The sequence below is a fragment of the Vibrio aquimaris genome (genome assembly GCF_009363415.1).
Lineage (GTDB): Bacteria > Pseudomonadota > Gammaproteobacteria > Enterobacterales > Vibrionaceae > Vibrio > Vibrio aquimaris.
The window spans coordinates 1-13380 of record NZ_CP045350.1 but is presented as its reverse complement, the minus strand read 5'-3'; the positions used below and the strand labels follow the sequence as shown (position 1 = coordinate 13380).

The following is a 13380-nucleotide window of genomic DNA, read 5'->3' as shown; positions in this document are numbered from 1 at the left end:
GCATTTATTTTCCAGATCAAAAAATAGAGACTTCTAAACACCTAGATTAAACCATCAATCAAGCTCCATAACTTTTGTGCCTGTTCATAATCTTGCGGCTTTCCGATATCTATCCAATAGTCATCGATCGAGTAACTTCCAATATCAAAATTTCTTCTTTTCAAGTCTATAAATAGCTGTGGCATATCGTAAAATGTATCACTGGGTAATACTTTAAGTGCTTCAGGATCAATGACATATATCCCAGCATTAATATTAAAATCGTATTGAGGTTTCTCTTTAATATCTATAATTTCCCCATTCTTTTTACACTCAATAACTCCATAAGGAACTTCATGAGAGTAACTTCTCACGCACATTGTAGCTATAGAACTAGTTTTTCTATGTGCCACTAGAAGATCATCAAAGTCTAGATTGGTTATAACATCACCATTGACTACAAAGAAAGGCTTCTCTAATAGCTCTTTGGAGATCAGACTTAAAGCCCCAGCAGTTCCCATCCTTTTATTTTCTTCAATATAGCGAATATTAACACCATATTTTTCTCCGTTACCAAAATAGTCATATATAAGCTCTTTTTTGTAGTTAACACATAGTAAAAAATTTCTAAATCCTTGATCCCTAGCGTGCTCTATCATATGTCTTAATATTGGTCGATCACCTATATTAAGAAGAGGCTTGGGTTTGTGTTCAGTTAATTTTCCTAATCGCGTTCCTAATCCACCAGCCATTATAACAACAAAGTTATCTCGAGAAACGAAGTCTATATTGTCAATTGCAAAAAGATCTACAAATAAACCATTTACATCTACTAGAGGAATATGACGTCGATGCAATTGTTTAAGCTTAGATATAATTGTTTGCTTTGGTGTCCCATAAAGAAGAACTGCTGGAGACTTGTTAATTATATTTTCAATTTTCGTCTCTTTTCTTAGGATAGCTCTCCGTAGATCGCCATCTGTCAATATACCTATCAAACGCTCGTCGTGGTCAACTAATGCTAATGCTCCAATTCCAGTCCTATCTAAAGCTTCAACAACCTCATATAAATCAGTCGTTTCTTTCAATACTAACTTATTTTTCACAATAATTACCCATTAAATACTCAGCATATTTAAAATCTTCTAATGTATCTATATCAACAGATCTCTCTCTAGGCATTAAATAAGCGTATGTATTGTCTGTAGTGTACTTACCTGACATAATCAGATCTTTTTTAAATACATAAATAGCACCGTTAGGATAGTAAGTAGCCCTCAAGTCTTGACGATTACTTAAATTATTCGATTCAAACAGTGGAGAAAACTTACCACTATCCTCAACAAATCCATGCCAATAAACAGGGTGAGATTCTTTTGTGTAACTTAATACGGAGTCGGCTTCTTTTTTATGAAATAAATCAATTGCGAGATCTATATCATCACTAGTTCTCAAAGGAGCTGTAGGCAATAAGACAACAAATGAGTCTATATCTATAGATTCATCTTGTTCAATCTTGGTTATAGTGTACTTATATGTATCGATAGCCAATGAAGTATCTGTTGCTAATTCCTTCGGCCTCAATGAGGTTTCTGAAGCTCCATATTTAACACTAATGTCGTATATTTCAGATGACTCTGTCGATACAATGACCTTAGTTATAAATGAACTCTTTAAAGCAGATTCAATTGTATATGCAATCAAGGGCTTATTGCATAAAAGCCTAGTGTTTTTACCTGGTAGACCTTTTGACCCCCCTCTTGCAGGGATAATAGCAATCATTACAGGATATCTTCCATTGTTAGAACATGGTCAAAATCAAGATTCTTATTTACTCGACGCCCTACAATGAAGTCTGTCATTTCTGGCTTAATACCCGTTCCTGGACGCTTATAATCAATGTCTTCAATCGTTATAACCTCCCCTTCACTGAGCGCTCTAGTCAAAATAATACTTCTTCTGAATTCACTTTTTTTCTCTTCAGGTTCTGGGGCTGAAACTCTGAAACTACCAAGCGCTTGCTGTATTCGCTTTGAGCCTTTAACAATAGCTTCCAATTCTTCTTTACAAGCAGAAACCTTATGATCCCACCCTTCCATATTCTTATCTAGAGTAAAGTGTTTTTCAATCACGCACGCACCAAGAGAAATAGAAGCTAAAGGTATTTCTATTCCTATCGTATGGTCCGAAAACCCAATAGGATAATTGGGATAAGTTGCCATTAGAGTCTTGATGTTATTCAAATTAACTTCTGAATCTACAGGCGGATAGTTTGATACACAATGAAGAATACAGATTTGCTCGTTACCAGTATCTTCAATAGTTCTAATAGCTTTATCGATTTCATGGAGTTCACTCAACCCTGTCGAAATTACTATTGGTAGCTGTTTTTTTGCAAGGTACTTCAAGAAAGGTAAGTTGTTTAAGTCCATCGAAGCAACTTTTATAAATGGAGAGTTAAGTTTATCGACTAGAAAATCAGCTTCAGTTTTACTGAATGGGGTCGATGTACAGTCAATCCCTACGTTATCAGCAAACTTTTTCATCTCTAGTAACTCAGATTCAGAAATAGAGTACTCCTCTACAATTTCTTCGAGCGTAAAGTCCGTCCTATCCCTGTAATCATCTGCGATAAAGTAATTATCATCAAATTTAACTTGAGCAAATAAAGAATTTTTATTCCAACTTTGAAACTTAACGCAGTCTGCACCGGCTTTTTTTGCTTCTAAGATTAGCTTTTTTGCTAACTCCATATCTCCATTATGATTTGAACCTAGCTCTGCTATGATATAAGGTGAAGAAAAATTATCGACCACTCGTTTATTTGTTAGTTTCATTAAAAACCTCTTTAATTGGAATAAGCTCCCACCATAGAGGGAACTTTATTTTTTCATTGCATTGACTTATATAGTCACTTTTGAATTTTTCATTCACTAGAGCATCCCTGATTATTATTACTTCATCAAGAAGCTTACTGTACTCAAAGTCATATTCCTTTAACAGTTTATAGTGTAATAGCTTAATATCTAAACATCTGATTAACTTCTTCTCGTTCATATATCCCAAGCCAACAGTATTTTGATCATACTGACGGTAGTATGTCTTGGTTTTGTTTGTAAACTTAGCTTTAGCTCCAGACAAAATAAGAATTGAGAATAGGAACCAATCTATTGCAATCAGTTCTTTAGGAAAGTCAAACTGATCGATGATAGATAGTTTAAACGCACTATTTGATAGACCAATAATATTTTTATCTTTAATGTCAGATATTTCAATAATGTCGCCATCTAAAAACCTTTTTGAAAGGTATTCATCGTGAATAGTTCCTATTTCACTAAATAACTCTAGCTCATTAACTACAATATCTGTAGACTTTAGCTGCTCTACACAAACATCTACTCTGTGTATATCCATATAGTCATCTGAATCACAAAGAATCGCAATTTCATAACCAGATTTGATTGCAAATTCAATTGCCACCTGTCGATTTTTAGATGGTGTAGAATCAGCTTCTACCTCAAGTATGTTGAGGTTATTGTTTTTAGATTTGATGTTTGAGATATCACCAAATCCATCATTAACAATTACAGTATCAAACGAAGAATACGTTTGATGACTAAGAGATTCAAAAAACCTTTCAACGTAATCATACCGCATTGGGAATATTGTTGTTAAAACACAAACCTTATTCATATTATATCCTAAAGGCTCTTAAACCTCGTACCAATCCTGTACTTAGGAATTCTAATATTGAACAAACTCCCATCAGAATCGATAGATGCAACTTGCGTTATTAAAATCGTAGAATCGCTAGTTTTAACCACGACCCCGTTTAGTTCTTTTCCAACGACTTCGCCAACAGTCGCTATGTATGATGGTGCATTATCTATTAGCTCGGAAGTCAAAATCGCTACTTCTTCCCCATTAACACAAGCCCTTGCCCCAGGACCTGGGCTTGTTATTGCCCTGATAAAGTTAAATACTGTTCTACTATCATTATCGAAAGAGATGCTCTCATCTCCATGTCGTCTCATTCCACAATAAAACCCTACCGGATGAATATCTTTTTGCTTAATCAGGTTTACTTTATTATTTATTATCAATTCTATCGACTCAATCAATACTTTAGAACAATTAAATATTGCACTTTCCAGCAAAGTTTTATAGGTATCGGAATCAGTAATTTCAAAACTCCTTTTCAGAACTATATCTCCTGTATCAATACCCTCATCGACCATATGAACCGTTATTCCATAACTAGGTTCATCATTAATAAGAACCCAGTTTAAAGGGTTCCGTCCTCTGTAGTATGGTAGATCACCTGCATGGCAATTAATGAAACCCATAGGAGGTATGTTAATAATTTCTTTTTTCAGTATTTGGTTAAATGACATGGAGATGAACAGATCAGCATTAAGACTACTAACATGTTCTATGTATTCTTTTGAATTAACATTCTCATGTAATATATATGGGACATTAAGCCTCTCTGACCAATCCTTTAACACCGGATCTTGTGTATCAAACCTTGGTGTGATAAAGGCAACATCAACATTTTTTAACTCTACAATTTTTTCTAAAGCAAGGTGAGACCACGGCCCATCAGCGAAATATCCAATCTTCATAAAATTAATCTCTAATCTAGTTTCAGAATCATAAGTTAGGGGAACTTGGAAGATTTAATAAGTGAGCTTCTAAGTATTCAGAATTTGTTAATGTCCCCCTGATAGAGTTAGAATACATAGGCAGTCTATGCATAAGTTGCCAAACCGGTCGAGCCATAACTCCAGCACCATTTGTCACAGCAAGGACATCTTTGCGACTTTCCTTATCCGGGCAAATGATTGCATTTAGCCAGTAGTTTGACTGTGCATATTCAGGCTCTGTAACAAACTTAAAATCTGTTCCATTGAAGAAATCCTTGTAGCTTTCGGCAAGCAGCCTCTTTTGCTTCAGATACTGCTCGATAACTTCCATCTGAGCACACCCTAGAGCCGCATTAAGGTTTGGCATACGGTAATTAAAGCCTGGCTCATCATGGAAGAACTCATAAGGGTGAGGAACTTTCGCTGTCGTAGTGACATGCTTCGCACGCGCGCCCCGTTCTTTAGTCTTACATAACACCATACCACCTCCACCAGTGGTGATGATCTTGTTGCCATTAAAACTGACAGCACCAAATTCACCTACAGTCCCTGTATGCTTGCCCTTATAAAATGAGCCTAAACTTTCTGCTGCATCTTCAACCAAGGTGATATTCCATTTCAAACAAACAGCAACCAGCTCATCAAGCTCTACAGGATGACCAAAGGTATGCATTGGTACAACTGCTTTGATTCTTCTACCTGTTTTTTTATGAATACACCCCACGTCTGTGACTTCAGCATTCTCTTCTAAGAATGCATCCATAGCCTTAGGACAAAGCCCTAAACTCACTGGGGACACATCGACAAAAATAGGCTCAGCACCCATATGATATAAGGCATTGCAAGTTGCTACAAAGGTTAAAGCTTGAGTTATGACTAAGTCGTCTCTTTGAACATCAGCCATGTACAATGCAGCATGCAATGCTGCTGTCCCATTAACTGTCGCTACCGCTTTAGCCGTACCAGTATACGCTTCAATTTTTCGCTCAAAATCATCAACAAACTTACCGACGCTAGAAACAAATGTACTTTCAATTGTTTCCATAACATACGCCTTTTCGTTGCCACCAAACCTTGGTGCGTGCAAGGGAATAAATTCGTCAGTTTTGTAAGTATCTCTCACAAACTCAACAATAGATGTCGCTTTCATTGAATGCTCCACTTACATTTTGCTGTCGAGGTATCTGCCCGTTTCTTTGTGCCCAAAATCAGGGATCATGGTAAAGAACAGTTTTACAATTTGCTCTTTAGTCCAAGCTCGCTCACCTTTCATCTCCGCTATGCTGTTTTGAAACAAAACAAGAAGCTCTTGCTCATAAAGAGGAGCATTTTTGATGATACCTAGATTTTCGAATCGCGACATATCCAACTCTTCTTTATCTGTAAAAAACTCTTCAAAGTCTTTTTCGCCCGTGGTATCACTTGCAGTAAACAGACATGGCCATTTGCCCTGCTCTGGCAATGTATGTATGAGTTGGCGCGCTTCTTCTTCTGTTGTGCACAAATGAGCTTCATAACCAAGCTGCTTCAAGTATTTCGCCGCAATATCTGCAAACGAAATAAGGTGTAGAGATTCACTCAGTTTCGGGAAAAAGATATCTCGGTTTTCACCAAAGAGACAAGACATCAAACATAACTCACCAGACTCTTGAGGAGTAACAAAGTAACGCTTGATGTCGTTAGGAGCGACAATAGGCTGACGCTTTTGAATGCGTTGATTAAACCCATGTAGCAGCGAGCCATCAGAGAACGCAACATTTGCAAAGCGAGCTGTTGAAATCGCCATTTGCTCACTTTTACGCATCAGAAACATCTCCATGATACGCTTTGACGCACCCATCATATTGACTGGGTTTGCTGCTTTATCTGTTGAAACACAGAAGTACTTTTTCGCACCAGCATCAATAGATTGCTGTATTGTTTTGTCTGTGTTAAATACGTTTACATCAATCATCCGCATCAAAGTGTAAGGATCTTTTTCACTTCTAACATGCTTAAGTGCAGATAAGTTCAATACATAGTCGTACTTACCATCAGCTTTAATGAATGCGTCGTACTCTAGAGAGCCAATGTCCAAAGCAAATGTCTGGAAGTCACCATCAATGTAACCAAATGAGCTACGAATATCTCGAACGAGCTCAACCATATTGTTTTCGCTAATATCAACGACATGTAATTTCTTAGGGTTACGTTTGAAAATTTCTTTCGTCACGGCTTGGCCGATAGAACCAGCCCCCCCGAGAACCAAAAAAGTAGACTCAGCCACAATGCGAGTGAGCTCTTCACTATTAGCTATGAGATCATCAGAAAACAGATCACTTTCCCTGCCAATTAAGGGCAATATGTTTGTCATTTTAATACTTCCTGATTAAAAACATCGAGGTTTTATGGACAAGTACATCCAAGTATCTCTTTCAATTTCAGCATCTTATATCAATGGCACTTTACCTGATTATTATCGAAAATTCGCGCTTTATTGGACCTCTCACCTCAGTGTGCGACTGAAATAAAAAGTGATACAATCGTCTTAACATTAATAAGGGCTTTGGCAGTATATCGGGATGTCCATATTTCAATGCTCCTATTAGATCAAAGGTCCAGCCTTATGGCTGGACCTTTATCAGCAATCTGAAGCACCATACTTTTTTAACATTTAGTTAGCCTACACATCTAGATTAGCGACCTTGAGAGCGTTTTCTTCGATAAAGTTTCGACGCGGCTCTACTTGATCACCCATCAAGGTCGTAAACAGCTGGTCCGCGCCAACCGCATCTTCAATCGTTACTTGCATCATGCGGCGCGTTTCAGGATCCATGGTCGTCTCCCACAACTGGTCTGGATTCATTTCTCCCAACCCTTTGTAGCGCTGGCGAGTAAGGCCTCGGCGAGACTCTTTAATCAACCAATTTAGCGCATCAACAAAACTAGACACTAGCTGAGTGCGTTCACCTCGTTGAATGTAAGCGCCTTCTTCAATTAAGCCATCAAGCGCCTCTGACAAGCTCGCTAACTTAGCGTATTCCTTTGAATTGATCAGATCGACGCTTAACGCAAATTCGTGAGTCACACCATGAGTGCGAACTAAAATCTTCGGCAGGTTGAGACCAAGTTCAGCATGCTGCTCAACTTCATAACTGTACTGGCTTGCCCCCACTTCCTTAGCATTGAGCTGCTCCACCAGCTGCTTGGTCCATGCATCAACAAAGCTAGCATCATGACATTTTTCTGCCGTAATACGCGGCGTATAGATCAACTCATGAACCAAAGCTCGTGGATAGCGGCGGCTCATACGTTCCACTAACTTAATTGCCGCATTATATTGGTGAACCAATTTTTCAAGCGCTTCTCCAGCAAGAGCTGGCGCTTGTGCATTTACATGCAAGGCAGCATTATCAAGCGCCAGAGCAACCTCATATTGATTCATCGCATCTTCATCTTTGATGTATTGCTCTTGCTTGCCTTTTTTCACTTTATACAGTGGCGGCTGAGCAATATACACATAGCCACGCTCTATAAGCTCCGGCATTTGGCGATAGAAGAAGGTTAAAAGCAATGTTCGAATATGAGAACCATCCACATCCGCATCTGTCATGATAATGATATTGTGATAGCGTAATTTGTCAGGGTTGTACTCATCCCGTCCGATACCACAACCCAAAGCAGTAATTAGGGTGGCAACTTCTTGGGAGGACAGCATTTTGTCAAAGCGCGCTTTTTCTACGTTCAGAATTTTACCCTTCAATGGCAAAATTGCTTGATTCTTACGGTTACGACCTTGTTTAGCTGAGCCACCCGCAGAGTCACCCTCCACTATATATAGTTCTGAAAGTGCAGGGTCTTTTTCTTGGCAGTCTGCCAACTTACCTGGTAAGCCTGCCAAATCAAGTGCACCTTTACGACGTGTCATTTCACGAGCTTTGCGAGCAGCTTCACGGGCTCGAGCCGCATCGATAATCTTACTACAAACCGTCTTGGCTTCTGTTGGGTGTTCAACCAAGAACTCAGACAGTTTTTCTCCCATAACCGACTCAACCGCTGATTTCACTTCAGAAGAAACAAGCTTGTCTTTTGTCTGACTGGAAAATTTTGGATCTGGCACTTTAACAGAGATAACAGCAGTCAGACCTTCCCGAGCATCATCACCCGATGTAGCTGTTTTTGCTTTCTTAGAAAAGCCTTCCTTGTCCATAAAGGAGTTCAGAGTACGGGTCAGAGCCGCTCTAAAACCCGCAAGGTGAGTTCCGCCATCTCGCTGAGGAATATTATTGGTGAAACAGTAAATATTTTCTTGGAAGCCATCATTCCACTGCATTGCTACTTCTACTGCAATGCCATCTTCCCGCTCCGCATTAAAGTGAAAGACTTTCTCAATAATGGGGGTTTTGTTGGTGTTAAGATGTTCAACGAAGGCCTGAATACCACCTTCATACATGAAGTGATCGCTTTTATCCTCTTCACGCTCATCAACTAACTTAATAGACACACCAGAGTTAAGAAATGACAGCTCACGCAAGCGCTTAGCTAAAATATCATAGTGAAATTCGATATTAGAGAAAGTCTCTTCACTCGGCCAAAAACGAATTTCTGTGCCGGTTTTATCTGTATTACCAATAGCAGACAGCGGAGCCTTCGGCTCACCATGATAATAGGTTTGAGTATGAATCTGTCCACCCCGGTGAATCGTTAATGACACCTCTTTAGATAGAGCATTAACCACTGAAACACCCACACCGTGCAAACCACCCGATACCTTATACGAGTTGTCATCAAACTTACCACCAGCATGAAGCACTGTCATGATAACTTCTGCAGCAGAAACATTCTCTTCAGGGTGCATCTCGGTTGGTATACCACGTCCATCATCACGCACAGAGACTGAGCCATCTTCATGAATCGTCACTATGATGTCTTTACAGTGGCCAGCTAACGCTTCATCAATAGAGTTATCCACCACCTCAAACACCATGTGGTGTAGGCCGGTACCATCGTCGGTATCGCCTATGTACATTCCCGGACGCTTACGTACCGCATCTAGGCCCTTTAGTACTTTAATACTCGATGAATCGTAATTTTCAGACATGAGTTATCTTCCACTATATATTTTGCTCTATTGTGCCATGTTCCAGCCGGAACATCTTGCCCTTTTCGTCTAACATATCGTCGATTTGACTTTGCGTAATAGAGCTGACAAAAACTTGTGCCCGCGTCTCTCTTAAGCAATCAGCAAGACGCTTACGACGTTGGCTATCTAATTCTGAAGCAAAGTCATCAATTAAATAGATGCATTGCTTACCGGTCACTTCAGTAAGGTGTTGTCCTTGTGCCACTCTCAAGGCACATACCATAAGCTTAAGTTGACCACGTGAAAGCACATCCTCAACAGGTGTCCCATTCACTTTGATTTTTAAATCGGCTTTATTTGGGCCGCTAAAAGTATACCCTAACACCTGATCTCGTTCGAAGTTTTCGGCCAAGATTGATGCGTAAGGAGTGCTCTTTTCCCACCCTCGGTAGTACTTAAGCTGGATTTCATATTCAGGTAAAAATATCTGGCATATTCGTGCTATTTTTTCACTCACCTGACTGACATATTCTGCTCGCCAGCAGCTTATGCTTTCAGCTAAGCTAGCCATTTCTTGATCCCAGTAAGAAAGCTCGCGATAGCAGGAAGCGGTTTTCAAAAGAGCATTGCGCTGTTTGTTGAGACGCTTAAATCTTCCCCACGTATCAAAAAATGCAGGCTCAACATGAAATACACCCCAATCAATAAATGCTCTGCGATGCTTTGGTCCATCTGTTAATAAATCAAAACCTTCTGGATGAATCATTTGCAGTGGTAAAACCTGTGCGAGCTGAGCTAATTTCTGACCGGGTTGACCCCCTATTTTAACCTCTGTTGAGCCATCGCGCTGCTTATTAATGCCAATAGGTAGCTCAAATTGATCCGAGTTCAAAAAACGGCCATGGACAAATAACTGATCACAATCATTCTGAATCACTCGTCCAGTCAGGCTGCTCTTAAATGAGCGGCCATGCCCAAGCATATATATTGCTTCAAGAACGCTAGTTTTACCGCTGCCATTTGGGCCAATAAGAAAGTTAAAGCCTGTTGATAGTTCAATATCACAGGCTTCAATGTTACGAAACTGCTGAATAGCGAGGCGTGACAGTGGCATATTAAAGTCGCATTGGCGAGACCACATATATAGAGCTGTCGTCTTGCGTATTTTCAATCATCGCACTGGCGTTCGCTCCTGACATTGATACCCTCACGTTTTCACAGCGCAAGGTATTCAGTACATCTGAGACATAACTGACATTAAAACCAATCTCAATCGGTTCACCTTCATAGCTGACATCAAGCGTTTCTTCTGCTTCTTCTTGCTCTGGGTTATTAGCCGTTATCTTCAACTCATTACCGGATAAGTTAACTCGCACGCCACGAAACTTCTCATTGGATAAAATCGCTGCGCGCGAGAAAGCCTGACGCAACTCATCACAATTAGCTTCAAGTATCTTAGTTGTTGATTGAGGCATAACTCGGCGATAGTCAGGAAAGCGGCCATCAATGAGTTTAGAAGTAAACACAAAACGGTCAACTTCCGCACGAAGATTAGAACTACCAATCTGCAAGGTGACATTCTGATCTGGGGCATCTAGTAATTTCATCAACTCTAATACACCTTTGCGCGGAACTATAATTTGCTGCTGGGCAAACTCGGTATCGAGCTGGGCTTGTGATACCGCCATGCGGTGCCCATCTGTCGCAACACTACGCAATGTTGTACCATCGATTTCAAACAGCATACCATTGAGATAGTAACGCACATCTTGGTTAGCCATGGAAAACTGCGTTTTCTCAATCAATGCTCGAAGTGTTTCTTGAGTCAGGGACAGCTTCACATCACTTTGCCAATCTTCAATATTGGGAAAATCGTTGGCTGGTAAGGTCGATAAAGAAAAGCGGCTTCTACCAGAACGTACTTGTGCTTTATCCCCATCAAGAACGAAGGTGATAACCGAATCATCGGCAAGTCCTCGGCAGATATCGAGAAATTTACGCGAAGGTACTGTAACACTGCCAGCTTCGAAGTCTCCTTCTAAAGCCACACGACTAATAAGTTCGACTTCCAAATCCGTTGCCGTCATTGAAAGCATATTACCCTCAACTTTAAGCAACAAATTACCGAGAATAGGAAGGGCTGGGCGTCCACCCAAAGCACCCGAGACTTGCTGAAGCGGCTTAAGTAGATGGCTACGCTCAATAGAAAATTTCATAGTACGCTCTTTTCAGAATTCGTTTAGCTTAATAAAGAATGAATCGATTTCTTGCTTAGAATAATGCGATTTAAGAAGAAAGTGTACGAATCAAATTAGAATAATCTTCTTTGATATCGTGGCTTTCTTCACGCAACTGCTCGATTTTCCGACAAGCATGCAGTACCGTTGTGTGGTCACGACCGCCAAAGGCATCACCTATCTCTGGCAAACTGTGGTTAGTCAACTCTTTGGCTAACGCCATGGCTAATTGACGAGGACGAGCAACAGAGCGCGAACGACGCTTTGACAACAAGTCAGCAACTTTGATTTTATAGTACTCTGCCACTGTCTTCTGAATATTATCTATAGTGACGAGCTTTTCTTGCAAGGCAAGAAGATCGCGCAACGCTTCTCTTACAAAATCAATGGTGATTGGGCGTCCAGTAAAATTGGCATTGGCGATAACACGGTTAAGCGCACCTTCCAGCTCTCGAACGTTAGAGCGCAGCCTTTTAGCAATAAAGAAAGCAACTTCATCAGCAAGATGAATTTGGTGATCCTCTGCTTTTTTCATCAAGATAGCGACGCGAGTTTCCAGCTCGGGTGGTTCGATCGCAACCGTAAGTCCCCACCCAAAACGAGATTTAAGACGATCTTCTACACCACTGATCTCTTTAGGATATCGATCAGACGTGAGGATGATCTGTTGATTGCCTTCTAACAAGGCATTAAAAGTGTGGAAAAACTCTTCTTGGGATCGCTCTTTATTAGCAAAAAACTGGATGTCATCTATGAGCAAAGCATCAACGCTGCGATAGTAGCGCTTGAACTCTTCAATCGCATTATTTTGCAGCGCTTTAACCATATCCTGCACAAAACGCTCAGAGTGCATGTAAACAACTTTAGCGTTAGGCTTGTTATCCACAATAGCGTTACCAACGGCATGCAATAAGTGTGTTTTACCTAGGCCTGTCCCACCGTATAGAAATAGAGGGTTATACGCAGCTCCGGGATTATCAGCGACCTGCCTAGCGGCAGCCAAACCAAGTTGGTTAGATTTACCTTCAACAAAGTTATTGAATTTATGCTTAATGTTAACGTTAGATCTATGGTTTATTTCAGCCACTCGCTGCTCATCATCATCCCAGGTTTTATGCACTGGCTTACGCGCTTGCAATTGAGCAGGCGCTGATGACTCGGCAGCAACATCTGCCGGTGTTCTTTTTGGCACAGGCTTAGGTGCTGAGACAGGTTTACTCCCAACCTCAAAACGCAAGCTAGGAATATCGTTTCCACAGTAATCCTGCAGTAAGCGGTTGATACTATTTAGATATCGATCGCGAACCCAATCCATTACAAAACGATTAGGTGCGAATAAAGTGAGCGTGCTGTCATTGAGCTCCGCTTGTAACGGGCGTACCCACATACTGAATTCTGTAGCTGGTAGCTCTTCTTGAAGCTGCTGCATACATTGCAACCAAAGCGAAGATGACAC

The 13380-nt window shown here is 40.4% G+C and carries 11 protein-coding genes; all 11 read right to left on the bottom strand.

Features of this window, described 5'->3' with window-relative positions; genetic code table 11:
• Positions 1–41: 41 nt before the first annotated feature.
• Positions 42–1085: a nucleotidyltransferase family protein gene (locus FIV01_RS00055; RefSeq protein ID WP_152429192.1), complete on the bottom strand. Its 1044-nt coding sequence runs from the start codon at positions 1083–1085 to the stop codon at positions 42–44.
• Positions 1075–1761, bottom strand: a complete 687-nt coding sequence (locus tag FIV01_RS00050; RefSeq protein WP_152429191.1) for an acylneuraminate cytidylyltransferase family protein — start codon at positions 1759–1761, stop codon at positions 1075–1077. Before FIV01_RS00050 ends, FIV01_RS00055 begins: the two co-directional genes overlap by 11 nt.
• The gene (locus FIV01_RS00045) at positions 1761–2816 is read right to left on the bottom strand and encodes an N-acetylneuraminate synthase family protein (protein ID WP_152429190.1); all 1056 of its coding nucleotides are present in this window, start codon (positions 2814–2816) and stop codon (positions 1761–1763) included. The genes FIV01_RS00050 and FIV01_RS00045 overlap by 1 nt, the downstream gene beginning before the upstream one ends.
• Positions 2800–3672 (bottom strand): glycosyltransferase family A protein, encoded by an 873-nt coding sequence (locus FIV01_RS00040; RefSeq protein WP_152429189.1) that lies wholly within the window; start codon positions 3670–3672, stop codon positions 2800–2802. The genes FIV01_RS00045 and FIV01_RS00040 overlap by 17 nt, the downstream gene beginning before the upstream one ends.
• A gap of 8 nt (positions 3673–3680) precedes the next feature.
• Positions 3681–4604: a methionyl-tRNA formyltransferase gene (locus FIV01_RS00035; RefSeq protein ID WP_152429188.1), complete on the bottom strand. Its 924-nt coding sequence runs from the start codon at positions 4602–4604 to the stop codon at positions 3681–3683.
• 28 nt (positions 4605–4632) lie between these two features.
• Positions 4633–5775 (bottom strand): LegC family aminotransferase, encoded by a 1143-nt coding sequence (locus FIV01_RS00030; protein WP_172971791.1) that lies wholly within the window; start codon positions 5773–5775, stop codon positions 4633–4635.
• A gap of 12 nt (positions 5776–5787) precedes the next feature.
• On the bottom strand, positions 5788–6978 hold the full coding sequence (locus tag FIV01_RS00025) for a UDP-N-acetylglucosamine 4,6-dehydratase (protein WP_152429186.1): 1191 nt from the start codon (positions 6976–6978) through the stop codon (positions 5788–5790).
• Between the two features lie 309 nt (positions 6979–7287).
• Complete coding sequence (gene gyrB / locus FIV01_RS00020) at positions 7288–9705, bottom strand: DNA topoisomerase (ATP-hydrolyzing) subunit B (protein ID WP_152429185.1); 2418 nt, start codon at positions 9703–9705, stop codon at positions 7288–7290.
• Positions 9706–9718: 13 nt separating this feature from the next.
• Positions 9719–10801, bottom strand: coding sequence for a DNA replication/repair protein RecF (gene recF / locus FIV01_RS00015; RefSeq protein WP_152429184.1), 1083 nt, complete (start codon positions 10799–10801; stop codon positions 9719–9721).
• 1 nt (position 10802) lies between these two features.
• Positions 10803–11903, bottom strand: a complete 1101-nt coding sequence (gene dnaN / locus FIV01_RS00010) for a DNA polymerase III subunit beta (RefSeq protein ID WP_152429183.1) — start codon at positions 11901–11903, stop codon at positions 10803–10805.
• A gap of 70 nt (positions 11904–11973) precedes the next feature.
• Positions 11974–13380, bottom strand: a complete 1407-nt coding sequence (dnaA, locus tag FIV01_RS00005; protein ID WP_114787725.1) for a chromosomal replication initiator protein DnaA — start codon at positions 13378–13380, stop codon at positions 11974–11976.